This is a genomic window from Rhodococcus sp. MALMAid1271 (assembly GCF_049195265.1).
Lineage (GTDB): Bacteria > Actinomycetota > Actinomycetes > Mycobacteriales > Mycobacteriaceae > Rhodococcoides.
Genome location: NZ_JBMIRQ010000108.1, coordinates 297310 through 323054, shown reverse-complemented (window position 1 = coordinate 323054; position 25745 = coordinate 297310). Strand labels below are relative to the sequence as shown.

At 65.2% G+C, this 25745-nt stretch carries 19 protein-coding genes; 7 read left to right on the top strand and 12 right to left on the bottom strand.

Features of this window, described 5'->3' with window-relative positions; translation table 11 throughout:
* The first annotated feature begins 2071 nt into the window (after positions 1-2071).
* The 4 genes from rsmG to ACOQFP_RS19265 all read left to right on the top strand — a co-directional run bounded on the left by rsmG (position 2072) and on the right by ACOQFP_RS19265 (position 5828).
* Positions 2072-2749 (top strand): 16S rRNA (guanine(527)-N(7))-methyltransferase RsmG, encoded by a 678-nt coding sequence (gene rsmG / locus ACOQFP_RS19280; RefSeq protein WP_206491570.1) that lies wholly within the window; start codon positions 2072-2074, stop codon positions 2747-2749.
* A gap of 82 nt (positions 2750-2831) precedes the next feature.
* On the top strand, positions 2832-3842 hold the full coding sequence (locus ACOQFP_RS19275) for a ParA family protein (RefSeq protein WP_241257287.1): 1011 nt from the start codon (positions 2832-2834) through the stop codon (positions 3840-3842).
* Between the two features lie 4 nt (positions 3843-3846).
* Positions 3847-4923: a ParB/RepB/Spo0J family partition protein gene (locus ACOQFP_RS19270; protein ID WP_421585228.1), complete on the top strand. Its 1077-nt coding sequence runs from the start codon at positions 3847-3849 to the stop codon at positions 4921-4923.
* 224 nt (positions 4924-5147) lie between these two features.
* Positions 5148-5828: a GNAT family N-acetyltransferase gene (locus ACOQFP_RS19265; RefSeq protein ID WP_421585227.1), complete on the top strand. Its 681-nt coding sequence runs from the start codon at positions 5148-5150 to the stop codon at positions 5826-5828.
* Positions 5829-5853: 25 nt separating this feature from the next.
* On the opposite strand, the gene ACOQFP_RS19260 is transcribed toward ACOQFP_RS19265, so the two are convergent.
* The 8 genes from ACOQFP_RS19260 to ACOQFP_RS19225 all read right to left on the bottom strand — a co-directional run bounded on the left by ACOQFP_RS19260 (position 5854) and on the right by ACOQFP_RS19225 (position 17420).
* Positions 5854-7047 carry an N-acetylmuramoyl-L-alanine amidase gene (locus ACOQFP_RS19260; RefSeq protein WP_206491585.1) on the bottom strand — a complete coding sequence of 398 codons (1194 nt, stop codon included), beginning with the start codon at positions 7045-7047 and terminating at the stop codon, positions 5854-5856.
* A gap of 137 nt (positions 7048-7184) precedes the next feature.
* Positions 7185-7517: a thioredoxin gene (gene trxA, locus ACOQFP_RS19255; protein WP_008711582.1), complete on the bottom strand. Its 333-nt coding sequence runs from the start codon at positions 7515-7517 to the stop codon at positions 7185-7187.
* Positions 7518-7564: 47 nt separating this feature from the next.
* Positions 7565-8554 carry a thioredoxin-disulfide reductase gene (gene trxB, locus ACOQFP_RS19250; RefSeq protein ID WP_421585226.1) on the bottom strand — a complete coding sequence of 330 codons (990 nt, stop codon included), beginning with the start codon at positions 8552-8554 and terminating at the stop codon, positions 7565-7567.
* Positions 8555-8681: 127 nt separating this feature from the next.
* A complete protein-coding gene (locus ACOQFP_RS19245) occupies positions 8682-9419 on the bottom strand; it encodes a hypothetical protein (RefSeq protein WP_421585225.1) in 738 nt (245 codons plus the stop codon).
* A 59-nt stretch (positions 9420-9478) separates the two neighbouring features.
* Complete coding sequence (gene sigM / locus ACOQFP_RS19240; protein WP_421585224.1) at positions 9479-10060, bottom strand: RNA polymerase sigma factor SigM; 582 nt, start codon at positions 10058-10060, stop codon at positions 9479-9481.
* Positions 10061-10159: 99 nt separating this feature from the next.
* Positions 10160-14440: a lipid II flippase MurJ gene (locus ACOQFP_RS19235; RefSeq protein WP_421585223.1), complete on the bottom strand. Its 4281-nt coding sequence runs from the start codon at positions 14438-14440 to the stop codon at positions 10160-10162.
* Complete coding sequence (locus tag ACOQFP_RS19230; protein ID WP_421585222.1) at positions 14437-16818, bottom strand: glycoprotein; 2382 nt, start codon at positions 16816-16818, stop codon at positions 14437-14439. Before ACOQFP_RS19230 ends, ACOQFP_RS19235 begins: the two co-directional genes overlap by 4 nt.
* The gene (locus tag ACOQFP_RS19225; protein ID WP_206491561.1) at positions 16815-17420 is read right to left on the bottom strand and encodes an NUDIX hydrolase; all 606 of its coding nucleotides are present in this window, start codon (positions 17418-17420) and stop codon (positions 16815-16817) included. Before ACOQFP_RS19225 ends, ACOQFP_RS19230 begins: the two co-directional genes overlap by 4 nt.
* Before the next feature lie 96 nt (positions 17421-17516).
* Between ACOQFP_RS19225 and ACOQFP_RS19220 the strand changes: the two genes are divergently transcribed.
* Complete coding sequence (locus ACOQFP_RS19220; protein ID WP_307830889.1) at positions 17517-18983, top strand: CCA tRNA nucleotidyltransferase; 1467 nt, start codon at positions 17517-17519, stop codon at positions 18981-18983.
* 20 nt (positions 18984-19003) lie between these two features.
* On the opposite strand, the gene ACOQFP_RS19215 is transcribed toward ACOQFP_RS19220, so the two are convergent.
* From ACOQFP_RS19215 to ACOQFP_RS19205, 3 genes are read right to left on the bottom strand one after another with little or no spacing between them, the layout of a single operon-like run.
* Complete coding sequence (locus ACOQFP_RS19215) at positions 19004-20506, bottom strand: DUF4185 domain-containing protein (protein WP_421585221.1); 1503 nt, start codon at positions 20504-20506, stop codon at positions 19004-19006.
* Positions 20507-20561: 55 nt separating this feature from the next.
* A complete protein-coding gene (locus tag ACOQFP_RS19210; RefSeq protein ID WP_341244462.1) occupies positions 20562-21848 on the bottom strand; it encodes an MFS transporter in 1287 nt (428 codons plus the stop codon).
* 10 nt (positions 21849-21858) lie between these two features.
* Positions 21859-22797 (bottom strand): NAD-dependent epimerase/dehydratase family protein, encoded by a 939-nt coding sequence (locus tag ACOQFP_RS19205; RefSeq protein WP_421585220.1) that lies wholly within the window; start codon positions 22795-22797, stop codon positions 21859-21861.
* 117 nt (positions 22798-22914) lie between these two features.
* Here ACOQFP_RS19205 and ACOQFP_RS19200 point away from each other — a divergent pair, with 117 nt between their 5' ends.
* Positions 22915-23610, top strand: coding sequence for a WHG domain-containing protein (locus tag ACOQFP_RS19200; RefSeq protein WP_341244460.1), 696 nt, complete (start codon positions 22915-22917; stop codon positions 23608-23610).
* A gap of 80 nt (positions 23611-23690) precedes the next feature.
* Positions 23691-24308, top strand: a complete 618-nt coding sequence (locus ACOQFP_RS19195) for a YqgE/AlgH family protein (RefSeq protein WP_206491552.1) — start codon at positions 23691-23693, stop codon at positions 24306-24308.
* A 67-nt stretch (positions 24309-24375) separates the two neighbouring features.
* Here ACOQFP_RS19195 and ACOQFP_RS19190 read toward each other — a convergent pair whose 3' ends face one another.
* A complete protein-coding gene (locus ACOQFP_RS19190; protein ID WP_421585219.1) occupies positions 24376-25737 on the bottom strand; it encodes a glutamate decarboxylase in 1362 nt (453 codons plus the stop codon).
* Positions 25738-25745 lie beyond the last annotated feature (8 nt).

Genomic DNA, 25745 nt, shown 5'->3' with positions numbered 1-25745 from the left:
CGCGGTTCTCCGTTGTACCTGTGGCGCGAGGTTCTGGAGAGCTATCCGTTGCTGGGGGTGCGCGCAAGAATTGAGCTGAACCGGCAGTGTGGTGATGCCTGCGCGGGTGATGCCCGGGTGCTGTGTTCTTTGGCTGCTGTGTTGTTCGACGTTGTGGTTCCAACGCCACAATCCCGTGCGCGATGCCACGCGGGATGCGGCCATCCCGCTGTGGGGATTCGACGCTGACCGAGGACCTCGGCTCGTCTCCCCGGCGACGTGGATCTGCTCGGGGAAGGTGGCTCGCATTGCATCGGCGAGCGACTCGAGGGGGGCTGGTGTGTGGACTCGCAGTTCGGCGATTCTGACAGGACGTGTGTGTGCTGTCCGGTGGTGGCGGCCAAGTTTTGTGTGGGCGCGCGGTCACGGTAGCCAGGCCGGTCTCGAGTTCAGAAGTGGGACGCCGTTGCCGAGCGGGTCGGACGAAGTTTCACGTGAAACAACGGCAGACGGCTAGGCGGGGGTACGCGGTCTCGGCGTCGACGCACAGGAATCCGTTCAGTCGTGCATAGCCGGATGAAGACACGGTCGGAGGAGATCGGGGTTCGAGGTGCCCGGAGTCGGATGCGCCCGGACTCGGACGTGCTTGGAGTCGGGTCGGTCGGTCCACCGCACTCCAGCTTCAGTAGAGCCCAGCAAGCCGCCCGTGCTGTATCGCGTCGCGACGCGGGGGTGGCGCCAGTGGTCATCCGATAGCGAGGCCGTTCCGGGTCGACTTCGCCGGCGATCAACCCGTCTCCCACTCATAACCCCTGATGCCGAAACTCTTCTCAGAGCCTGCTGCGTTCAGACGTTCACGGAGGGACGACCGTGACAGTGAGGCGAAGACGTCGGTCACCAGACCTAGCGCGCGGAGCAACGTGGAACCCAGAATCCGGGCGTGGCGGCGGATCCGTGGAGATCGACGATCGGGTCTGCAACTTGTGCCTGGGTGATAAGACACCTGTGAGCGCTAGGTCGGATCTGGTGTCGGCATCTGGACTTCTCGATCACCGGAATAGGGAGTAAGTGCCGACTCGTACTTGATGTGACCGAGGAACGGCCCAACGCCTCGATCGACCCGCCCGGTTCGACAGCACCTTCATCGGCTGGTTCCTGTTCGGCTTGGTTCCTTTCGACCGGCACCTGTCGACCGTGGACGCGTGTCGACTTCTGGTGCTCTCCGGTGGACGTCGGTTTCACGTGAAACAGTGTTCCGCCGTGGGGTGGTGATCGGATCAATCGGCTGCGATTCCGTGACCGCAGGACGTCGGTCCTCGCCCGGCGGACAGCGATCTAACGCGAGTCGGTCTGGCAGCCGGGCGACATGGCTTTCCCGGTCCGCTACGTTTCACGTGAAACGTTGACCGGGACGGTCAAGCTCCAACGCGACACTGCCGAGTTTCTCGGAGGCAGACGATGCGGAGTTGTGCGCGGACCGGCAACAGACCGGTGGCCGTCCAATCGAGCCCGTAGCCGATGCAGAGTTCCAGAATCGATCGAGAGAGCGACGCTCGACACCGAGTGAACGTCGAGTGGAGCGGCGATCAGAACGCTGGCACGGGCGGGGCAACGGCGTTGCCGTCATCCGGTCCCCCGTCGACTGGTTCGCGTCGGACGGACGCCGAACAATCGGTGCCCCAGAGCTTTGTTCTCATCCCCGGGTTCGGTCCGCCGGCGTCGATCCGTTGTCGAGGATCGCGTCGTTCGGTTTCACGTGAAACAAGTGCCCAGACTCCGAACCACATGACCGACTGTGGGTAGTGCCCCATCGTGTGCGTGTTGGATCCGGGTCCGTGTCTCGACCCCTTGGGATGGGCGGTTGGTTGGATCCCGTTGGTCGGAAGCTCGTTGCCCGGCGGCGCCGACTCTGTGTCTGTTCGAGCGCGAGTGGCTGATTGCGTACGAGGACCGGTCTCGTCGCCGGCCGACCGAACCGGTCATCCGTCGTGGACTCTCTGGTGCACCGGCATCGCCGTTCGGCGGCAGAAATGGGACGGCGCGCCGGTGTTACAGCGTTGTCGTTTGGCGATCCGAGTCTGGGCACGGGAAGATGTTTCACGTGGAACAAGAACCCTCGGATAGCAACCAGCTGATGGCCGTCGCGGAGCAGGTTTTCGGGGATCGGCTCGAGTTGGCGCGGAGATATCACGACTCGCTCGCGACAGCTGGTGTCGAGCGGGGACTCATCGGACCGCGTGAAGTCCCACGATTGTGGGAGCGTCACATCCTCAACTGTGCCGCGATCGGTGAGCTCATCGACGAAGGTGAGACCGTGGTGGATATCGGAAGCGGTGCGGGGTTGCCCGGGATCCCGTTGGCGATTGCCCGACCCGATCTGCGCGTGACGCTCGTCGAGCCGCTTCTTCGCCGGACGGTGTATCTCGCCGAGTTCATCGACGAGCATGATCTGGACGTGTTGGTCGTTCGCGGCCGCGCCGAACAACCGGGGGTCAAGAAGGAAGCAGGCGGTGCAGACGTCGTCACGTCGAGAGCCGTGGCACCGTTGGAGAAGCTTGCCAAGTGGTCACTTCCTCTCGTTCACGAGAACGGGCGGATGTTGGCTCTGAAGGGATCGAGCGCCGGAGAAGAGATCGAACGAGACCGGGCTTCCCTGACTCGGATGGGTGCTGGCAAGCTGGAGGTAGTGGAGTGCGGAGTGGGCCTGTTGCCCACTCCCACCATCGTCGTCAGAGCGGTGCGTCAGCCGCGGAGACTGAGTCGTCATTGAATATCGATCGTGGGTCCGCACATCCCGCGCTCGTTCCTATCGACCGTATTGAACACAGTCAGTTCCGCACTAAGGAGCACATATGTCGGGTGGGTCCGATCCCGCTGTTTCACGTGAAACAGCATCCAAGCAGAACACTACGAGTTCGTCCGAAGGCGGTTCGGAGGTGAAGTCGAGTTCCGGGTTCGAGTACACCAACGCGATCTCACCGAACGACACTCCGATCGGTGCCGCCGCCCATCGGGCCAGTCAGGTTTTGCATCCCGGATCTGTATCGCTCCCCAAGCCGGCGAAACGACGAATGCTGACGATCGCCAATCAGAAGGGTGGGGTCGGCAAGACCACCACCGCTGTGAACCTGGCTGCCGCTCTGGCGCTCCAGGGACTGACGGTCCTGGTGGTCGATCTGGACCCGCAGGGCAACGCCAGCACCGCTCTGGGCGTCGAGCATCACTCCGGTGTGCCGTCGAGCTACGAGGTCCTCATCGGTGAAGTGAGCGCCAAGGACGCGGTGCAGCAGAGCCCACACAGCGAGCGCCTGTACTGCATCCCGGCAACCATCGATCTTGCCGGGGCCGAGATCGAACTGGTGTCGATGGTCGCTCGCGAAGGGCGCCTCAAGACGGCGTTGTCGGTCGAGGAGCTCGCAGGAATCGACGCAGATTTCATCCTCATCGACTGCCCACCCTCGCTCGGTCTGTTGACGGTCAACGCACTCGTCGCTGCGACCGAGGTGCTGATTCCGATTCAGTGCGAGTACTACGCCCTCGAAGGTGTGGGTCAGCTGCTCCGCAATATCGAGCTGGTGCAGTCCCATTTGAATCCCGAACTGCACGTGTCCACGGTGATCCTGACGATGTACGACGGTCGTACGAAATTGGCGGATCAGGTAGCGGAAGAGGTCCGCAAGCACTTCGGCGATGCCGTCCTGCGGGCCGTCATCCCGCGGAGCGTCAAGGTCTCCGAGGCGCCCGGCTACGGCATGACGGTGCTCGATTACGACCCCGGTTCACGAGGTGCCATGAGTTACTTGGACGCGGGACGCGAAATGGCCGCCCGCTCGGCCGGCATCGAACAAGCACGAAAGAAGTAACCAGATGAGTCAAACGCGCAAAGGTGGCCTCGGTCGTGGTCTGGCCTCGCTCATCCCGACCGGCCCCGATGCCGGTCCGCGTCTGGGCAACGCTGCCGCGGACGTGATCATCGGTGCCGACCGCCACGCACCGGATCGACCGGACACCTCCACCAAGTCCAAGCAGACTGCCTCGGCGGACGATACAACCGAGACCGCGACGGCACCTACGCCGACCCCACCGGTGCTCAGCGGTGAGGACCTCTCCCCTGTCGGTGCCGTGTACCGCGAGATCGCACCGGACCGAATCGAAGCCAATCCCAAGCAGCCGCGACACGTCTTCGATGATGAATCGCTCGGCGAACTGGTGCACTCGATCCGCGAATTCGGGCTCATGCAGCCCATTGTCGTTCGCCTGGTGTCGGGTTCGGCAGCCGCCGGAGACGCGCAATATCAGCTCGTCATGGGTGAGCGTCGGTGGCGCGCGAGCCAGGAAGCGGGCCTCGAATCGATCCCGGCGATCGTCCGCGAGACGACGGACGACGCAATGCTGCGCGATGCATTGCTCGAGAACATCCATCGGGTACAGCTCAATCCGCTCGAAGAAGCAGCCGCATATCAGCAGCTGCTCGAGGAATTCGACGTCACGCACGAGGAGTTGGCGGCGAAAATCGGTCGATCACGTCCGGTCGTCACCAACATGATCCGGTTGTTGAGACTGCCGATTCCGGTGCAACGGCGAGTGGCAGCAGGCGTTCTCTCGGCCGGGCACGCCCGCGCACTGCTGTCGTTGGACGCCGGATCGGATGCCCAGGAAACCTTGGCGGCACGCATCGTGGCCGAGGGTCTCTCGGTCCGCGCGACGGAAGAAGCCGTCACTCTCATCAACAGGGAAGACGGCAAGAGCCCGGAACCGGCACCCCGGCGTAAGCCGATTCAGATGCCGGGCCTCCAGGACGTCGCCGATCGGCTTTCGGATTCCTTCGACACACGGGTCACCGTCAGTCTGGGTAAGCGAAAAGGCAAGATCGTCGTCGAATTCGGGTCGGTGGACGACCTCGAGAGGATCGTCGAGATGATGGAAGCACAGAAGAAAAAGTAGCCGCGATTTTTCAGGACCAGTCATACGCGGCCGAAACGTCACTGTGACGTAGCTGGTCGCGAAAGTTTGAGTTTCGGTCGAAATATGTTGTTATGCAATGTATTTCGGCTACCGGGTCCGCCCGGTGGAGTGGGCCGCGGAGTCACCTATCCTTGTCGAGGAGAGTGTCGGCTCCGATGGAGAATTCTCGGGTTGGAACGAGTGCACGAAGGCAGAGGTACGCGGTGTCGGCGATGGTGACCGGAGTGACGCTCGGATCGTTCGAACATTTGCCGGCGCATTCGCGGCGGTGCAGCTTCTGGGTACTCGATCCGGCGTCGGACAATTCCTCGGTCGACCTCGAATTCGAGAACGAAGTGTGGCTGTCGACCATCATGCTCGAGTGGGGCTCGTGTGGGCAGCTGTTGTCGGCCGACGGCAAGACGATCGGATGCGCGCTCTATTGCCCTCCCCGTGCGGTCCCGCGAGCATCGACCTTCCCGACATCGCCCGTCAGTCACGACGCGGTTCTGCTGACGCAGTTGCGGATCGATTCCGCAGACAATCCCGATGTGCACTCGGCCACCCTGATTCAGGCGGTCGTGGGCGACCTCGTCAATCGAGGAGTTCGCGCGCTCGAAGCATTCGGCATTCGGCACAATGCCGACGACGCGGCACCGGCGGTTCCGAACGCCACTGCCCATCTCACATGCTCGGCGTCGACCTGCATGATCGAAGCGGACTTCCTCGAAAAGGTCGGCTTCGAAGTGATTGCACCCCACCAGAGATTTCCGCGACTGCGGCTCGAACTCGATCGCGATCACGGTTGGAAACAGGACGTCGAATCTGCGCTCGAGCAGTTGCTCATCGCGGCCAGCATTTCCGTCGTCGATATCGAACAGAAATCCACCGTGGGCGCCCGCTGAGAGCGGGCGGTCACATCGTCCGGGTTCAGGGACGGTCGGCGGCGGCGAGTTCCTCGGCGAGCAACTCGGCGAAGGTGAACGTTCCGGTCGGCTGGTCGTCCTGACCCAGAAGGTACAGACGCTTGACGGCAATCAGGATTGCCTCGGCGATGATGTCGCGGTACCGGGGATCGCTCAGCACCTCGACGTCGGATTCGTTGGTGAGGTATCCCAGATCGATCTGAATGGTCGGCATGTTGGTCAGCCGCAACAGATCCCAGGTTCGGCCATGACTGCGGCAGTCGAGTAACGGTGTGCGAGCGACGATCTCACGCTGCACGTAGCTGGTGAGAACCTGGCCGATCATGGACGTGGAACCATGCGAATTTCCGAAGTGGAAGCTCGCGACACCATTGGCAACCGGGCTGGAACTCGATGCGCACCGCAACGAGATCATCAGATCGGCACCCCATGCATTGGCCGTCTCGGCTCGATCGGCCACCGAGGGATTGCTGCCGCGGGCGCGCGAGAGGAAGGTCTCCATTCCCGTCGCAGCCATTCGTCCTTCGAGGCGACTCGCCAAGTCCCACAGGATCTCCGATTCGGACACTCGCCCCAGAGAACCGTCGACGATGCGGCCGGTGTCGGCGCCGCCGAGATCGGGATCGATGACGATGCGCTTGCCGGTCAGCTGCGGGCCGGACTTGCGGACGAGTTCCTCTTCGCTCATGGCGTGCGGTGATCCGCCGGTGACGCGGGTACCGAGCAGATCGAGGGAACGGAGCGTGGCCGGTCCGCAGATCCCATCCGGCGCGAGTCCGATCTCACGCTGGAACGAGGACAGGCCCTCGTGAGTCCGGGGACCGAAGAAGCCGTCGACACGGTCGCTGTAGAAACCGAGGTCCTGAAGTCGCGTCTGCAAGGACGCGACATCGTCTCCGTACAGCGGAGCCGACAACTGGTAGATGAGGGTTCTCGCACCGAGGTGGTACGACGCTTCCTTCAATGCGCGATATGTGGCCGGACCGACTACCCCGTCGACCAACAGACCGCGGTGTTGTTGGAAGGCGCGGACGGCCCCGCCGAGGGCACCGTCGAAGACCGAACCGGGGGCGGTCCAGTGACCGTCGTCCATCGGGCCGGGGGGAACCACAGCTTCATGGAGAAAGCCGAGCGCCGAGAGCGTGCCACGAACCTCGGCGACGGCGGGACCGGAATCGCCGTGACTGAGCTCCTGCATCCTCGACACGCCTCTCCATCGTTGCGACTGAAACCACATGTTGATGCGGCTGATGTGCCGACGCTGAGCATCGGCACATCAGATGATTGTCGCAGAAAGACTGCCTTCCGCTGCAATCCACATGCTGGCGAAGTGAATCAGATAACGCCTTCGAGGTCCTTGAGCAGCGCGGCCTTGCCCTTGGCGCCCACGATCTGCTTCACCGGCTTGCCACCCTGGAACAGGATGAGCGTTGGAATGGACATGACCTTGAAGTCACGTGCGGCCTGCGGGTTGGCGTCGATGTCGAGCTTGGCGATGGTGAGCTTGTCCTTGTGCTCGGCAGCAATCTCCTCGAGAACCGGAGCAACCATCTTGCACGGGCCGCACCAGGTGGCCCAGAAGTCGACCAAGACGGGCTTTTCGCTGGTCAATACATCATCGACGAACGATGCATCGGTGATGGTGACTGTGCTCTTGTCGTCGGACATGTCTATCTCCTCGCGGTATGAAAACTGGATGTGAAATGCGGACTTGATCAGGCGGTGACGGCGTCGACCGGTCGGTCGGCGTTGGCGAGCGTGTTGGTGGTGATGTCGCCCTGCTCGGCCAGCCAACGCTCCGCGTCGATCGAGGCGGTACAACCTGTACCGGCAGCGGTGATGGCCTGCTGATACACGTGATCGACGAGGTCGCCCGCCGCGAAAACGCCCTCGACCGAGGTGGCCGCGGTCGGCGAAGAGACTTTGACGTAACCGGCGTCGTCGAGTTCGACCTGGCCCTTGACCAGTTCGCTGCGGGGATCGTGCCCGATCGCGACGAACATTCCGGTCACGTCCAGGGTCGACTTCTCTCCGGTTTCCGCGTGCTCGAGCGAAATTCCGGTGACGCTCGTCTCGCCCAGGACCTCGAGCACCTTGGTGTCGGTGAGGAATCGGATCTTGTCGTTGTTCTTGGCGCGCTCGAGCATGATGCGCGAGGCGCGGAACTCACTGCGGCGGTGCACGATCGTGACACTACGAGCGAATCGAGTGAGGAACGTCGCCTCCTCCATCGCCGAGTCGCCGCCGCCGATGACGGCGATGTCCTGGTCGCGGAAGAAGAAACCGTCGCAGGTGGCACAGGCGCTGACGCCGCGGCCGAGCAACTTCTCCTCACCCGGAACGGACAGGTAGCGAGCGGCTGCGCCCATCGCGAGGATGATCGCGCGCGCCTGGTACGTTTCGCCGCCCGCCGAGACGGTCTTGATCGGGCCGGTCAGGTCGAGTTCTTCGACGTCCTCGGTGCGGATGTCGGCACCGAAGCGTGCGGCCTGCTCGCGCATCTGTTCCATCAGATCCGGGCCCATGATGCCCTCGCGGAACCCCGGGAAATTCTCGACCTCGGTCGTCGTCATGAGCGCACCGCCGAACTGCGTTCCCTCGAACAGGATCGGTTCGAGTTCGGCGCGGGCCGCGTAGACACCGGCGGTGTATCCGGCCGGTCCCGAACCGACGATGATGAGATCGTGAACCTTGGGGGTACTCAATGCAGACCTTCCGATCTTGTGCGGCGTGTACTGGGGTGCCGACAGCCGAGTGCGCACTGCACACGTCGGTCGACGTACACCTGATCAACACCACCCTAGAGGCAGTTGTTCCCCGGTGAGCGGTGTGTCAGCCGATATCGCGCCGCGTCAGTACGTCCGGGTTGGTCGCACTGCAGTCGTTGCCGACAGCCAGAGCGATGAGCTGGGCTGGTTGCGGACCGGCGAGGACGAGCAGGGTTCCGCTTCGGCCGTCGATCCGGACCTGAGTCGAACCGAGCACCGTGGTCGCGGGGTCGAGGTCGTTGGCCGCCAGGCACGCAGTGAGATCGGCTGGATCGGAGAGGACGCCGGAATCGTGTTTGCCGATGATGCTGAACGCGACACCGGAGTCCACGTCCGCCGAATCGATCGTCAGTGACCCGTCGGGAGCAGCCACAGGGCCGGCAACAACGGAGTCCTGGGTGGCCTGGTTGTTCCACAGTGCAGCGAAGGCGATGGAACCACCGATGAGAAGCGCTGCGGCAGCGGCACTTCCGAGCACGGCGTAGCGTCTGCGTGAGCGGAGCGGAACCACGACGGAGTGGTCCTCCGGCCGAGTGGTGAGTTCGACGCCGCAGATCGTTCGACCGATCTGCTCGGCGACCTCGGGCGGAACGGGCAGCGTCCCCCGTGTGTCCTCGCCCACCTCGTGCAATCGAGCCGTCACGGCGTCGAGACCGGCGAGTACACGCATCGACTCCTCGTCGCGGAGGACCAGTGGCCACAGCCGGCTGCTGACGTCCTCGGGCAGCGCGTCCGCGTGCAGTTCGGCAAGTAGTTCGGGCGAGAACGGGGCAGCGTGCTCGACGTCGGTGTCCGACGACATGGTGTTGCCTCCCCTCACCGAATCTACTTTCGCTCTCACACGGTATAGACGCGAGCGCGCTAGATTCGGTTCCCTGCGTCTTTCAAGTAAGCGAGCTGGGACGAGAGCTTGAGTCGACCACGCGCGCATCGACTCTTGACGGTACCGATGGGCACCCCGAGCAATGTGGCGGCGTCGGCCACCGAGTATCCCTCCATGTCCACGATGACGACGGCTGCACGCTGATCGGGTGGCAACGCCATCAGCGCCTGCCGGACCACGATGGTGGTTTCGGTCTCGGAGATGTGATCCCTCGGAGAGGCCGGCTCATGACTTTCGTTCTCGCTCAGCGGAACCGAGGGTCGTGCTTTGTTCCGCCGGATGCGGTCCAGGCAGGCATTGACGACGATCTTGTGCAACCAGCTGCGCACTGCGGCGTCCGCCCGAAACGATCCGGCAGTGCGATGTGCGGAGAGCAGCGCCTCCTGCAACGCGTCGGACGCGTCCTCGGACGTGTAACTCGTTCGCCGAGCCGTCAGCCACAGATGTTCGTGGTGCCGGTAGATCAATGTCGCAAATGCGTTCGGCTCCCCGGCCGCATGAGCAGCCAGCAGATCCGCATCCGTGCGCTCCCCTGGCGCCGAATCGATACGTTCGGTCATACGAAAACGGCTCCCCCCGTGTTAACGCACTGGGGGGAGCCTAGGCCATGAAGACCATGAAGTACGAAACAAGCCCGAATTGCGGACCGGTCGTTGGGTTCAGGAGTCGAAACCGATCTCGGAGATCGAGGTGGCGATGCGGCCGCCCTGCTCTCCGAGTTTGGTGATCCAGACGAGTACGTCGGCGGTGGGCTCCACGTCGTCGAGAGCGATATCGGTTCTGCCGTTCTGCAGGGTGGCTTCACCGAGCAGGGTGGTGTCGCTCAGGCTGGGAGAGCCGTTGGGTGCCGACCTGATCTCGACGACAGTTCCCGGCGATGTCGACTCGATCCACGCGTTCTTCAGCTGGGTCGACGGGATGGAGACGAGCAGGCCGACGCCGTTCTTGAGGGCCGGGAACTGCTGGAAGTAGCTGTCGGTGGTCCACGCAGTGGCAGGGTCGTTGTCGATCGCATTGCCGGCCGAGCCGGGGTTGTCGGCAGATCCCTGCGGAGAGAAGACACTGACTCCGTCGAGGGCAACCGGGCCACCCGTCGCTTCCGGTGCGGGCGGCGCAGCGGTATCGCCCGTGGGCGGTGCCTCGGCCGGAGTGGTCAGACCGAACTCCTGGGTGTCGAGGGGCGTGTCGTTGCTGTCACCGGCGATCGAGGTGAACAACCAGTAGCCGGCGAACGCGAGAATGACCACCGTCAGCGCGCCGAGAACTGCGATGGCGATGTTCGTACGGGTCGATTTCGCCTTTTCGGCGGCGATTTCCTCGGGGTCGGCAAGAGAGTGGCCGCTGGCACCCGGTGCGCGTTGTCCCAACCGAAGAGCCGGCATCAGATCGGTCTTGTCGTTGACGACGGCCGCCTGGTCGAGGACGTGCTGCACGGTGGCGGCGGTGCGGATACCACTGTTCTGCTCCAGCGCCCGCACGGCGACGGCGGAAATCTCGAACGGAACATCCGGACGAACCTGTCTCGGCTCGAGCGGGGTGCCCTCGTCGTCGCGGTCGGCCGGACGCATGCCGCCGACGCTGCGAGCCGGGCTGCCCTCGCCGGATACGACGGCTGCGCCGGTGGCGTCGGACAGCGGCCATCTGGCCGTGATCAGTGCATAGAGCATCGCGCCGAGCCCGCGTACATCCGAGCTGGGATCGGCGTCGGCCAAGGTCGCCGGGAATGCCAACACAGCGTTGCCACTGGAGCTGATGCGCACACGATCGGGATGATCGATCGACAATGCACCACCACTGCGGTGTGCCGCCTCGGCTGCCGCAGCGAGGACCTTGATCGCGCGAGCAGCACCGGTGGGTGACGGCACGGTGTCGGCCATTTCGCGTAGCGATCGGCCGGGAGTCCATTCCGCCACGACGATGCCACCCGAGCTGCCGCGCACCACGTCGAGCACGCGTGCGAGGCCGGGTGAGTTGATTCGGCCCAGCCGTAGCGTGCGCGAGAGGATGGCCTGTGGCCCCTCGGTGCGGTCGTTGGGTGACGCGGTGGACTGCTGTTCGGCATCGACGAACGTCAGCGCGACCTCGCGATCGAGTTTGACGTCGTGGGCTTGCCAGAATTTGAGGCCACGCGCGCCGCCGTGCGGCACCAGTAGTCGATACCGGCCACCGGCGACGGAGGCACCAGGAATGAGGGTGGGTCCGCGCAGAGTGCGCTCGGACGCGTCCTCGGGGGTGGCCGGCTGGTCTGCCTTGTCGGCGTCCTCGGCTTTGCCTGCCTTGTCGACCTTGCTTGCCTTGTCGGAAGTGCTTGCCTTGTCGGCGAACTCTGCCGGTTTGTCCGTTGCCGCCTTCGTCGCAGAATCGGCTGCGGGCTCGGATTCGGTGCGGGGCTCGCTCGAGGAGGCAGACTCTGTCTTCGAGTCCTTCGCTGCCTTCTCGTCGGCTGCAGTCTCGGGCGGCAGTTGTGCCTTGGAAATCGAGATCGTCTTGTCGGTCGGGCGCGAGGCCAGCGTGGCCTTGGAAATGGCAATCGTCTTGTCGACGGGCTTCGGAGGCCGCTTGTCGGAGGTGGTCTTCTCGCCCGAGTTCTCGGTGCCCTGTTCGGGCTTCTCGGCGGCGCTCTGTGGCTTCTCGGGCGCAGGCGTCTTCGGGGGTGCAGTCGTCTTCGAGGGTGCCGCATCCTTCGAGGAAGCTGGTGTCGTGGACGAGGACGGGGTCTTGGAAGCAGACGCAGCCTCACCTGCTTCGGAGTCGGCGCGGTTCTGGGTGTCGACTTCGACTCCGCCGCTCGTTCGGTCGGCTTCGTTTGCTGGAGACTGCGCCGGCCCCCCAGCAACATCGTCGTCGGTCACTGTCACTCCTTCAGGCGTATATGCCCCGTGTTGTTCTGCAAACGGTCGACCTTCGTTGGCTTGTGCCCCCGGGCGCCGATGACCAGGGTACGGGAGCCGATCCCGCGCAGTGTCCCTTGTGGCCTCGGTTCGAATAACCGGAATAACGCCGGTTTCTGCCGAGGCCGGATCTGCGTCCTGCCGAGCGTGCGCACCGCGGAATCTGCGAACGATGCGGCTCAGCGCCACGGTGACCGCGAGTACTTCGGGGATCTTCCCGAACCAGAGTATCGAGAACGTGATGCCGAGCATTACAACGGCGTCGATCGCGACGCGCAGGAAGTTGCCCAGCCAGCCGTTCATCGCCCCGTCGAGGCCGAGGACCTGATCGATCGCGAGCATGGCTGCGCCACCGGCCAGTGAGGCGATCAGAACCAGCCAGACGGTCTTGCCGACGTTGGCCATCCGCAGGCTGCCCAGGCTCTTGTGCAGCAGGTATCCGCCGATGATCGCGCCGATGGTGTAGCCCAGGCCGGTCGCTGCGCCGAGCAGCAGCACCACCTGCTCGGGCGAGGACGCGAGGATCGGGGCAAGCAGGGAGAGCCCGATCTTGACGGCCGTGATGCCGAGGATGATCCAGGTCGGTGTCCAGGCCTTCTCGCGGGCGTAGAACACGCGGAGGTGGATCAGGACGAGGGCGTACGGGATGAGGGAGAACGCCGACCAGCTCACGGCCTCGCCGAGCCTGGGTGCGACGTCGGCGAACCGGCCGAAGCCGTACAGCGCCTGGCCCACCCACGGCCCCGCGAAGGTCAGGAACACCACGATCGGTACCAGCGCGACCATCGTCAGCCGAGTGGCGACCGAGAGATCGTCGACGACCGAGGGTGTGTCACCGTTCGCGGCGTTGCGGCTGAGCCTGGGCATGATGGCCGTCAGGACGGTCACGCCGAGGATGCCGTAGGGCAGCTGCAGCACGATCCAGGCTTGTGAGTAGATCACGTTGCTGGCATCGTCGGTGCCCGACGCGATCCTGGTGGCCACGATCAGTCCGATCTGGCTGATGACGACGTAGAGCACGATCGCGGCGGCCATCGCGCCGAACTTCTTCAGTCGTTCGTCGAATCCCCACAGCGGGCGCAGGTCGATGCGTTCGCGCCGCAGAGCCGGGATCAGCGCAGCGACCTGGGTGATGACACCGGCGGTGACGCCGAGGCCGAGGACGAGGATTTTGGGGTTGCTCATCTCGATCGTGTTCAGAGTGATCTCGCCCGGAACGAAGGGGTACAGGGCGAAGACCGCGAGCACGATCAGGTTGTTGAACACCGGTGCCCAGGCTCCGGGCTTGAAGTTCTGCCGGGTGTTGAGCACGGCCGTGAGCAGGCCGGACAGGCCGTAGAACATCAGCGCGGGCAGCACCAGATAGGTGAACGCGATGGTCAGGTCCTCGTTGACCTTCGGATCACCGTCGAGCATCAGCCGCGCCAGCAGCGGGGCCGCGATCGTTGCCGCCAGCGCCACGGTTCCGAGCAGCGCCACCGCGAGGGTGAACAGGCGTCGAACGAATGCCCGTCCGCCGTCGGCGTCCTCCTGCTCGGCTCGGACCAACACCGGAACGACGATGGCTCCGAGGACTGCGCCGAGGACGAGCTCGGAGATCATGTTCGGCAGGATCGTCGAGACGGTGAACGCACTGGCCAGCGCCGGACCGAGGGTGGCCGTCATGGCGACCTGCTTGGCGAACCCGGTGATGCGGCTGACCAGGGTCGCTACGGCGATCGAACCCGACGCTGCCAGTAGGGACTTCTGCGGTGCGGGTTCGGGCTGCGGTGACGGCTCGGACCCGCCCGGCGGGATCTTCGTCGGTGGAACCGTTCCGGACGGTGCCTGCGGGTAATCCTCGTCACGAAACCGCGGAATCAGCTGGGTGATGGTGTCGTCGGCGGCGGGCTGACCGTCGAGCGGCGGCGGCGCCGGGTACGAGCGCAGCTCCGGCTGCGCCCGCCGTTCCCAGGGCGCGGACCGGGGCGCGGTCGTGCGCCGGAAGACCTGTGCTGCGGGCATGCGTGACCGCGGCAGGTCGCCGTCGTACGGGACGTTGCCTGTCATGGTCTCTCGTACCCTTCGTCGGCCGGGTCGGGTTGCCCTCTGAATCGATGCCACAGTCGTCGACCTGCAAGCAACAGTAGGAGAGCACCGGCGCAAGCGGTAATTATGGCCAGGGCCTGGCCGTATGCGTTCGACCGTACGGACACTGTCGACACCTCGCCGAGCCTGGTGCCGTCGAGGGTGGTGACGGAGAAATCGACGGACAGGTTTCGGGTGTCGTCGACCTCGGCCGGGACGGTGATGGTCCGTGATCCACGGGCCGGGAGCTGGGTGACGCCGACGTCGCTGATCGTCATTTCCGGCGGCGCGTCGACTCGGAGCAGCACGTTGACGGGGATAGGAAGGTCGTTGCGGGCGACGAGTAGCAGGGGGCTCTGCTCGGAGGCGAGGGTGTACACACCGCCAGGAGCCAGGACGGTGACCGATCCGTAGATGGTGTCGAGGCCGATTCGGGTGGCGGCGAGTCGGGTGCGCGCAGCGTTTCGTGCGTCGTCGTCGGCCGAACTGGCTCGACCGGCGGTCGTCAGCGCGCGGAGCATGTCCTCACGCAATGGTGCGGCGTACAGGCGTGGGGTCAGCGGCGACTGGGGATCTTCGACGAGCGACTGCATCAAGGTCTCGACCCGAGCGCTCTGCGATCGGACCAGCTCGATGGTGCCGGCGTCGAACTCGGTCCCCGCATCGATACCGGTCACCGGTGGTCCCGAGGCGGGCTCGGCCAGTAGCGCGGACAGTGGCCGCGGCGTCGCCAATCCCGAACGCAGCAGCGAGGACATCGAGGACAGAATGGCCGAGGGCTCGTCTGCCCCCGCGGTCCAGTACTGCGGCGGCGCGACGGTGACGGTTCGGCCCGGCCGGTCGGTACCGACGAGCGCATGGAAGTTGACGGCCCCGAGTGCGTCCTGCAGACGTGCTGTGCGTGAGTCCGTGTCGAGGTCGAAGCGTTGTTCGGCGGGAGTCAGCGGTGGAGTGGACGGTGTGGAACCGACGCCTGCCAGCGCCGCTGCGGTGGCGGCGTCGTACTGGGTGGCGGCCAGCGTCGACGTGGGTGCGGTCGTCGGGTCGAGCAGCGACATCGGTGCCGCGGAGGGCGGGCTGACGCTGTTGTCGGCCACCAGCACGGTGTTGGTGCCCGCGGTTCGAAGGGCCTCGGCGGTGTCGGCGTCGACGCCGCCGGTGGTGCTCCAGGTGAAGCCTCGGGTCGAGGTGATTCCGAGGATGCCGTCGACGATGTCCGCCGGAGCGGCGATCGCGCCGCTGCGCAGGGCGGCGTCGTCGATGTCGGCCACCGCGCCCAGGTCGGTTTGCGCGAACGGCAGTGCCGTCACGCAGGTGTTCGATGCGAGCGTTTCCAGGCGTGCGAGCCACTGGGCTGCGGCGGCGCTGCCCGTGCCTTCACGAGCGGTGCTGGCCGGATCGGCCGGATTGTCGACCACGAGATAGCCGCGGGTCATGTTCGAGACCGTGACCAGCAGGTCGGGGTCGATGCCGAGACACAGGCTGGAGGCCAGATTGCCACCCGGGTCAAGGGCCGGCTTCGTCGCGAACTCCACAGCTTTGAGCAGGGTGTCGAGTCGTCCGCCTTCGGCGAGCTCGCCGGCCAGGTCGTCGTCGATCAGTCGAACTCGCTCGTCGACCGAACCGGGTGATCCGGCGGCGAGGCGGGGTTTGTCGGCGAGTGGCCACAGCACCGTCATCGCGACGGGGTTTCGGGTGTTCGGCGGTAGTGGCGTCGCGTCGGGTGCCAGGGGATCCTGCTCACCGGGGTTTCGGGGCAGTCCCACGACCGGAAGCAGGAAGCGGGCGTCGTCAAGGCGGGCCGTTCCGCCGTATTCGGGTGTGCCGTTGACGTTGAGCAGCAGCGGGTAGACGCCGGGCGCGTCGATTCCGAGCGAGGCCTCGGTGGTGCTGCGCAGCGGCATCGACATGTCGAACTGGCGGCTCTCGCCCTCCTCCAAGGCGTCGGCGACCGTGACGAACTCGCCGACGCGGTCGAAGCTGTCCTGGTCGAGGGTCAGCGAGGTGCGTAGTCCTGCGGTGGTGTCTATCGCGGCGGCGGCCTGCATGCGGACGCCGACGTCCTCGACGGATCGGTCTCCGGTGTTGGTGACGGTCGCGCGGACCGTGACGAACGGGTCGCTGGTGGTGGTGACAGTGGAGGGCGCGACGGTGTCGATGCTGAGCGTGAGGAAGGGGTTACCTGCCTGCGTCCTGGGAGTGTCGGGAAAGGTGCTGGTCTCGCCAGTGGACGTATCGGGCTGGGCGGCGGCATCGGGAAGCTGCCCGGGGAGCATCGTCGCCATGCCGACCGCTGGTGCTGCGGCAAGAAAAATCGAGGTCAGTGCGGCGGCAGTGACCTTCCGGGCCCGCACGATCACTTCCCGCCGGGGGTGGGTGCGCTCGGTTTTCCGCTGGTGGTGGTGCCGTCGTCGATGTCACCGTCGTCGATGTCACCGTTGTTCATGTGTGCGATGAGGCGGTCGGCGATGGCGGCCAGTTTGCGTTCGTCCGCGTAGGCGAGCCGAGACGGCAGCTCGCTGAGCGGCACCCAGGCGACCTCGGTGACTTCGAGGTCCTCGTCGGAGAGTTCGCCGCCGAGAAATCGCAGCAGGTAGTGGTGAACGGTCTTGTGGACGCGTCGGCCCTCGGTGACGAACCAGTAGTCGATGCTGCCCAACGAGGCCAGGACGGTTCCGCGGATTCCGGTTTCCTCGGCAACCTCACGCATGGCCGTCTGTTCGGCGGTTTCACCGTGCTCGATGTGTCCCTTGGGCAGGGACCAGAGCAGGCGACCGCGACGGTCGGTGCGGCCGATCAGGGCGGCGCAGCGGGTGGCGGGTGGACCGTCGAGGCCGGCGACCACCAGGCCGCCCGCTGAGGTCTCTCGGACGGTGCGCAGTTTGGGTGGTTCGGTGTCGGCGCGTGTCTGACGCCGCCGCGGGTTGCGGCGGCTCCTGTTCGATCGTTCGGCAGCAGACACCCAATCGATACTAGTTGCCTGCGGGCACTGTTCTGCCGTGCCGCACCCAGTGGCCCAGACAATCCCTTCGTCGTAGCGCCAGTAGGCTCTTCCACCGTGGCCGATCAGTCCTTGTCCTCCGTTTCCGCCGAGCACACCGATGCCCGCCGGGAAAGGTTGCTGGCCGGAGCTGCGGTGACGCTGCGCGAGCTCGCTCCGGTGTTGACTCCGCTGGGCGCACTCTTCGCCGCTGCCGGGCACGAGCTGTACCTCGTCGGCGGGACGGTCCGCGATGCTGTTCTCGGTCGACTCGGCACCGATCTGGATTTCACCACCGACGCCAGACCCGAGGAGGTGCAATCGCTGCTCTCGGGCTGGGCCGATCATCAGTGGGACACGGGCATCGCGTTCGGCACGATCAGCGCGGCCAAGGACGGCCAGCAGATCGAGATCACCACCTTCCGCGCCGACTCCTACGATCAGGTCTCCCGCAATCCCGAGGTGCAGTACGGCAACAGCCTCGAAGAAGATCTCGTGCGACGTGATTTCACCGTCAATGCCATGGCCGTCCGCCTCGGCGCCGACGGTGCCCAGGAGTTCGTCGACCCGCTCGGCGGCATGGATGCGCTGCTCGAGGGTGTTCTCGACACGCCGGCGGAGCCGGAGGTCTCGTTCGGTGACGATCCGCTGCGGATGTTGCGTGCCGCCCGGTTCGTCTCCCAGCTCGGCTTCGCGCTCCTGCCGCGGGTGCACCGCGCCATGGTGGAGATGGCAGAGCAGATCGATCGCATCACCGCCGAACGCATCCAGGTCGAGCTGGACAAGTTGATCCTCGGTGCGCACCCGATCGACGGAATCGACGTGATGTGCGAGACCGGCCTGGCTCAGCGCATCATTCCCGAAGTGCCCGACATGAAACTCGAGATCGACGAGCATCACCAGCACAAGGACGTCTACTGGCATTCGTTGACGGTCCTGAAGCAGGCCATCGACCTCGAGGACGGCGATCCGGACCTCGTCTTGCGGTGGGCCGCGCTGCTGCACGACATCGGCAAGCCCGACACCAAACGCAACGAGCCCGGCGGCGGAGTCAGCTTTCACCACCACGAGGTCGTCGGTGCCAAGCTGGTGCGAAAGCGGATGCGCGCACTGAAGTACTCCAAGAAGATGATCGAGGACGTCTCGCATCTGGTGTTCCTGCATCTGCGCTTTCACGGCTACGGCAAGGGGCAGTGGACCGATTCGGCCGTCCGCCGTTACGCCACCGACGCCGGCGAGCTACTCCCCACGTTGCACAAGCTGGTTCGGGCCGATTCGACCACCAGGAACAAGCGCCGCGCTGCCGCGCTGCAGGCAACCTACGACGACCTCGAAGAGCGCATCGCCCGAATCGCCGAGCAGGAGGACCTGGCGCGGGTCCGCCCCGATCTGGACGGCAACGCCATCATGGAACTGCTCGGCATCCCGGCAGGACCCGAGGTGGGCAAGGCCTGGAAATACCTCAAGGAGCTGCGGCTCGACCGCGGACCGCTCTCCCGTGAAGAGGCCGAAGCCGCATTGCTCGAGTGGTGGCAGACCCGATAGCGCGTCCCGCGCACGTGCACTCACGACGAGCGAAGCTCGGCCTTGACGAGGTAGACGTTGTAGCTGTCCCACTCCGAGACGGTGAAGTACAGCTCGTTCGGCGTCGACCACGGGTGGATGAAGCCGCCGTAGGTCTTCGGGTACTCGGCCGTGTCGATCAGAGTGGTCGGTTCGGTCCACTCCCCCTGCGGTGAATTCGCTTCTCGTAGAACGATTCTTCCCCGAATCGGGTCGAGGTAGGTCATCTGCCAGATTCCCCGGGACTCGTCGTGACGAACCGACAGTTCCCCGGCCATACCGTCGGCGATGGGGGTGGCCTCGTTCGATCCGACGGGAGCCCAGGTGCCGTTCACCCAGTACTGGTAGGCGGTCTTGTTCAGCACCTGGTCCTTCGCGACCCGAGCGAGAGCGATCTGTCCGACGCGTCCGTTGACGGTGCCGAACATGTAGACGTACTCACCGGCGGGGACCATCGTCGAGACCTGGAACTCGGATAGGCCGAATCCGTTGTGCCACTTGGCATGCTCGTCCTTGACCCAGGTGGAACCGTCGTCGTCGGAATAGGCGATACCGCCGTAGTTGGTCCACCACATTCCGGGGACGATGCTCCAGCGCCGAATGGACATGTACGACATGTACTGGCGGTCGTCGATCGCGAATCCGGAGGTGGGAATGACCGTCGTCTCCCAGTTCTCGATCTTGCGTGAAGGCAGCAATTCAGCTGCGTGACAACGTGAATCCTGCACCATCGAGTCCAGGGTCATGCCGTCGGAGAGGTCGGCGTCGGTGCTGTGGCCCAGCGCGTTGGAGCGCCAGTCCTCGCCGCCCACGACGCCGAATTCCCAGCCCTTTCCGAACGAATCGCCGAAGGCGATCGCGACCTCGCCGGGCTTGCTCTCCCACATGATGCCGAGGTCGGTGCCGTCGACCTGCCAGCGCTTGTCGGTGCGGTTCTGCGAACCCGGACCGGTCAGCTGCGAGACCACCCCGACCTCGCCGACGGCAGGTGCCGGGGGCAGCGGAGTCTTCGGGCCCGACTCTGCGGAGGTGACGACGGGGGCCGGAGGCGGTGTTCCCGGGACACCACCAGGACCGGGAATCGGGATGGGGATCGTTTCGGGCTGCGGTTCGATCTCGATTCGCGGGAAGGGCAGGTGGCCCGCAGATCCGGTACCGGCTGCGGGTGGGTCGTCGGTACCGGTGAGATCGGGGCACGGGTCTGCGCACGGATCGGTCAGCGGCTCGGCCTGGACGCGGGTGTTGTTCGGTGGCGGGTCCGGTACCGGTACCAGTTCGAGGGACGGATACGGAACGGGTACCACCAGTCGGTCCGGTAGCGGTGGCAGCTGCGGCAGACTTCCCGGGCCGATGGGCTCGGGTGGGTAGAACTTGGGATCGAATCCTGTTTCACCGCAGGAGTTCACCGGTGGCGGCGGAGCGGCGAACGCCGGGGGCGCGGCAAGGACGGCGGTGCCTGCAGTAACTGCAAGTACGCAACCGAGCGATGTCGTACGGCCGTACATCCGGTGCCCCCATTTCTACCGAGACCTGCCGGTCCGGAAAGGAAGATACACCACCTCAGGGAGCTGCGCGCCTGGTGTTGACGGCCACCGCAGCCAATCCGAGGGCGTAGAGGCCCGCTCCGAGGAACACCAGCATGTGCGCGGTGGGGTCACGACTCAGATCGGTGGTGGCGGGGCCGACGGCGAACGCTGCTCCGGCCAGGGCGGCGACGAACGCGATGTTGAACACGGTGTCCTGCAGCGCGAAGACGCGTCCGCGGTGGGTGTCGTCGATGTCGATCTGCATCGCGGCGTCGCCGCTGAGTTTGACCGTCTGCCCGGCGATCCCCAGTAGGAAGGCCCCGATCGACAAGCTGTTCTGGGTCAGGCCCGATACGGCGGCGAGCTGGGCCACGATGGCGAACACGAGCGCGAGCGCAATCGTGGGGGTGCGTCCCCACCGCGGAAGTACGAAGGGAGTGATCACGGCCGCGAGGAACATTCCCGTGGCGGTGGCTCCGACGGCAATACCGAAACCGGCGAGGCCGCCGGGCAGCGAGCTTTCGGTGTTCTCGCGCAGGATCAACACCATGATCAGGGTGTTGATGCCGAAGACGACGCGATGGGTCCCGATGCCGAGCATCGCAGCCGTCACACCGGGCGAACGCCACACGGCCAGCGCTCCCGATGCCAATCCGGCGGCCACGTCCTTGACCGGGTTGTCGGTCCGGCTTTCGCCGCCCGGCCCGAGTGACCGGGGGCTGAAGCGTGCGGCGGCGAGCGCCCCGACGATCGATCCGGTGGCGGCGAGACCGACCGCAAGCGCCGAAGCCGCGTCACCGGCCCCGACGACGCCGATCACCGCGACGGCGAGGCCGGCACCGGCGGCAGCGAAACCGGACCCGACGGTGGCCAGTACCGAGTTCATCGGCACCAACCACGACGGCCGAACCACGTGCGGCAGCGACGCCGAGGCACCAGCGAGAACGAACCTGCTCAGCCCCACGGTGGCCAGTGCCAGTAGCAGCAACGGTGTTGCGGGCACTCCGGCGAACAGCATGATTGCCGTCACCAGGATCAACACGATGCGAATGATATTGGCCCACAACAGGACCGCTCTTCGATCCCAGCGGTCCAGTAATGCACCGGCGAACGGTCCGACCAGGGAGTAGGGCACGAGCAGCACGGCGAATCCCGCCGCGATCTCGGCCGGATTCGTTGCGCGCTCGGGATTGAACAGAATCGCGCCGCTGAGCGCGGCCTGAAACAGTCCGTCGCCGAACTGACCGGCGAACCGCACGGTGGTGAGCTTGCCGACTCCCGGCGACTGGCGCAGTCGGGTGCGGAAGGAGTCGTCGTTCACCGAGGGAACTCTAGTTGCCGGTGGCTACCGCCCGATGCGCAGCCGTCCACCAATCCATCGTGGCGGCGGTGCCCTCGGCCAGGGAGGTCGGTTCGAGCCCCAGAATCGCCTCGCTACGGGTCGAGTCGAGGACGTACGGGTAGCGGAACTGGTAGAGGGTGTCGCCGAGTTCTCTCGTCGGTCCGGGCACGACGCTCAGTGCCCGCATCAGCCAGGGCGCGATGACGCCGACCTTCGGGGTGGGCAACCCGGCTGCGGCGGAGTACATCTCGATCATCGCCCGCTGCGAGACCGCAGGAGCTGTCGGTGCATGCAGGACGGTGTTCCACATCGACGGCGACGCGGCGGCGGTGATCATCGCGGCGGCGAGGTCTGGTACGTAGGTGAACGAGTGCGGGAGGTCAGCAGCTGCGATGACGCGGATCGGCTTGCCGGCCAGAATGTTCGCGATCACGCGCTCGCCCATGTGCGAGGTCATGACGCGGGGCCCGTAGAAGTCCGAGGCCGCGACGCTGACGGTGGGAGTCGCGTGGCGGTCCCTGGCGTCCAACAGTTGCGTGCGCACGCCCAGTTTGCGGAAGGTGGCCTTCCGGGGCGAGTCCTCGCGAATGGGGCCGTCGATTCGGCCGTAGGCGTACAGACTTTCGGGAAAGACGACGACGGTGCCCGCGGCCGCGTCGAGCACGCGCTGTTCCATTGCCTCGAGTTTGGCTCGCCACGCGCTGTTCGTGTAGGCGACGTGGGTGCAGTGGTAGACAGCGGTGGCGCCGTCGAGGTGTGGGTGCAGATCGTCGGACTCGATGTCCACCGAGCGACGCTCGATCATCGGGTGCTCGGGGCCGCTGCCGGAGCGGGTCAGCATTCGCACCGAATGGCCCTGTTCGGCAAGTTGTTCGGCGACGGTCCATCCGACGGGTCCGGCTCCGGTGACGACGTGTAGTTGGGTCATGGCTACTCCCTTTCCGATAACGAGAGCGGTGCTCTCTGTTACTCCCAGTGTGTACCGGTTACGAGAAGAAAGCAAGAGCAGTGCTCTCGAACAAGAGCGGCCGTTACTGTGTGAGTCATGGCGAGCACCCCCCGCACCCGAGCCCGCGCTCAGACCCTGGCCGACATCACCCGCATCGGACGCGAACATCTGGCCGCCGACGGTGCCGCGGCCCTGTCGCTGCGTGCCGTCGCGCGCGATCTCGGGGTCGTGTCCTCCGCGGTGTACCGATACGTCGCGAGTCGGGACGAGCTGCTGACACTGCTCGTCGTCGACGGGTATACCGAACTCGGCGACACCGTCGACGCAGCGGTGGATGCCGCCGAGGGGCCGAGGGAGAAGTTCCTGGCACTCGGTCGGACGGTGCGGCAGTGGGGATTGCGCGAGCCTGCCCGGTATGCGTTGCTGTTCGGCAGCCCGGTGCCCGGCTACCACGCGCCGGCCGAGCAGACCACCGGTCCGGGCACCAGGGTGATCACCACGTTGGTGGGCGTACTGCACTCGGCCTGGAATGTTCGCCGACCGGAGGTGGCGCCCGATCTGCCGGGATTGGCGTCACTGCACGACAGCTTCGAGGAGATCCGAGAACAGATGGAGTTGGATCAGTCCGACGAGCTCATCGCCTTGGGAGTGATGGTGTGGGCGTCGCTGTTCGGAGCGATCAGCTTCGACGTCTTCGATCAATACGGTGCCACGACCTTCGCCAACAGGGACGATCTGTTCGAGTATCAGTTGGGACTTCTGACGAAGATCGCCGGCCTCGATTGGGAGTAGGGCGAGAGTGGAGCCTGCGGAACGACGCGTAGGAACTGGCCGGATCACTTGCGCCACATCCGGCGGTGCTCGGTGCCACAATGGCTAGCGTGGCAACGCATGCGGAGGAACCCGAGGACCAGACGGCATCGGCCTTGCGCGATGTCCGTCCAGGCAGTCTGTTGGTGTCGTCCACCGAACTGGTCGAGCCCACGTTTCGGCGCACCGTCATCTACATCATCGAACACAACGACGCGGGCAGCCTCGGCGTGGTGATCAACCGGCCGAGCGAGACGGCGGTGCACAACGTGTTGCCCAACTGGTCCGAGTTGGCGGCCACGCCGCGGGCGCTGTACGTCGGTGGGCCGGTCAAGCGCGATTCGGCGCTGTGCCTGGCGACGCTGCGCACCGGCGTGTCGATCGACGGAGTTCCCGGACTGCGCCGCGTCGACGGTCGAGTGGTGATGGTCGATCTCGATTCCGATCCCGCGGATATCGAGCCATTGGTCGAGGGCGTGCGCATCTTTGCCGGGTATTCGGGCTGGACGTTCGGACAACTCGAAGGCGAACTCGACCGCGAGGATTGGATCGTGCTGTCTGCCTTGGCATCCGATGTGATGGGGCCACCGCGGATCGATCTGTGGGCGCATGTACTACGTCGGCAGCCGATGCCGTTGGCGCTGCTCGCGTCCCATCCGATCGACGTCGACCGGAACTGAAAGCGGCTGCGCCGCATGTGAGTGGAAATTCGTAGCAGGGGTCGAACTTCCGCTCACATGGGCACGCTCAGTGAGAGAAGGCCCTCGCGCTCGAGTGCCCGCCTGATTTCAGTCCGTCGATCACCTCGTCGATGGCATCGCACAGCATTCGGCCCAGGTCCGCGCTGAAACCCTCTCGCACCACGATTCTGAGCACGGCGACGTCGGTTGCGTTGTCCGGCATCGTGTATGCCGGTACCTGCCAGCCGCGGGCTCGTAGTTCGTGGGAGACGTCGAAGACGGTGAAGTCGCAGTGCTCCTTCAGCATGAACGAGAGCACCGGGATGGCCGAGCCGTCGGTGATCACCTCGACGTCGGGATGTGTGTCCAGATGTGCGCTGACGCGAACGGCGGTGTCACGCAACGCCGTCATGATGCCGGTGTATCCGGCCCTGCCGAGCCTGAGGAAGTTGTAGTACTGACCGATCACCTGGTTGCCCGGCCGCGAGAAGTTCAGCGTGAATGTCGGCATGTCGCCGCCGAGGTAGTTCACCCGGAACACCAGGTCGTCCGGTAGGTCCTCCTTGGTCCGCCAGACCGCGAATCCGATTCCGGGATAAGTCAATCCGTACTTGTGGCCACTGGCGTTGATGGACTTGACGCGCGGCAACCGGAAGTCCCATTCCAGGTCCGGGTCGAGGAACGGCACGACGAAACCGCCGCTGGCGGCGTCCACGTGCACCGGTACGTCCGGTCCACCCGAGGTGGCCAGCTCGTCCAAGGTGGTGCAGATCTCCTGCACCGGTTCGAGCTCCCCGGTGAACGTGGTGCCGAGGATGGCGACGACTCCGATGGTGTTCTCGTCCACTGCCTCTCGAACCTGCTCGGCGGTGATGACGTAGCGGCCGCGTTCGACCGGCAGGTATTTCGGTTCGACGTCGAAGTAGCGGCAGAACTTCTCCCACACCACCTGAACGTTGCTGCCCAACACCAGATTCGGGGTACTTGTCCCGGCACCTTTCGCCCGCCAGCGCCACTTGAGGGCCAAGCCGGCCAGCATCACGGCCTCACTGGATCCGATGGTCGAGACGCCGGTTGCCGAGGCCGAATCGTTCGGATCGAGACCGGGTGCGTGGAACAGATCGGCGACCATGTTGACGCATCGCTGCTCGATGGCGGCGGTGGACGGGTACTCGTCCTTGTCGATCATGTTCTTGTCGAATGTCTCCGCCATCAGCTTCTCGGCCTGCGGATCCATCCAGGTGGTGACGAAGGTCGCGAGATTGAGGCGTGAGCTGCCGTCGAGCATCAGTTCGTCGTGGATGAAGCGGTAGGCGGCATCGGGGTCGATCTGGTTTTCGGGAAGCCGCAGTGCCGGAACGGGATCGGTGCCCAACCGTCCCGTGTAGGCCGCAGATACGACACCGTCGGTGTGCGCGTTCCTCGTCATCGTTTTCT

Bases quoted from the DNA above. Each gene is read 5' to 3' on its own strand.
- ACOQFP_RS19205 (WP_421585220.1), bottom strand. From the start codon at position 22,797: ATGACCCAACTACACGTCGTCACCGGAGCCGGACCCGTCGGATGGACC.
- sigM (WP_421585224.1), bottom strand. From the start codon at position 10,060: ATGACCGAACGTATCGATTCGGCGCCAGGGGAGCGCACGGATGCGGAT.
- trxA (WP_008711582.1), bottom strand. From the start codon at position 7,517: ATGTCCGACGACAAGAGCACAGTCACCATCACCGATGCATCGTTCGTC.
- ACOQFP_RS19260 (WP_206491585.1), bottom strand. From the start codon at position 7,047: ATGCAGGAGCTCAGTCACGGCGATTCCGGTCCCGCCGTCGCCGAGGTT.
- ACOQFP_RS19235 (WP_421585223.1), bottom strand. From the start codon at position 14,440: ATGACAGGCAACGTCCCGTACGACGGCGACCTGCCGCGGTCACGCATG.
- ACOQFP_RS19215 (WP_421585221.1), bottom strand. From the start codon at position 20,506: ATGTACGGCCGTACGACATCGCTCGGTTGCGTACTTGCAGTTACTGCA.
- ACOQFP_RS19195 (WP_206491552.1), top strand. From the start codon at position 23,691: ATGGCTAGCGTGGCAACGCATGCGGAGGAACCCGAGGACCAGACGGCA.
- ACOQFP_RS19270 (WP_421585228.1), top strand. From the start codon at position 3,847: ATGAGTCAAACGCGCAAAGGTGGCCTCGGTCGTGGTCTGGCCTCGCTC.
- rsmG (WP_206491570.1), top strand. From the start codon at position 2,072: ATGTTTCACGTGGAACAAGAACCCTCGGATAGCAACCAGCTGATGGCC.
- ACOQFP_RS19190 (WP_421585219.1), bottom strand. From the start codon at position 25,737: ATGACGAGGAACGCGCACACCGACGGTGTCGTATCTGCGGCCTACACG.
- ACOQFP_RS19245 (WP_421585225.1), bottom strand. From the start codon at position 9,419: ATGTCGTCGGACACCGACGTCGAGCACGCTGCCCCGTTCTCGCCCGAA.
- ACOQFP_RS19200 (WP_341244460.1), top strand. From the start codon at position 22,915: ATGGCGAGCACCCCCCGCACCCGAGCCCGCGCTCAGACCCTGGCCGAC.
- ACOQFP_RS19275 (WP_241257287.1), top strand. From the start codon at position 2,832: ATGTCGGGTGGGTCCGATCCCGCTGTTTCACGTGAAACAGCATCCAAG.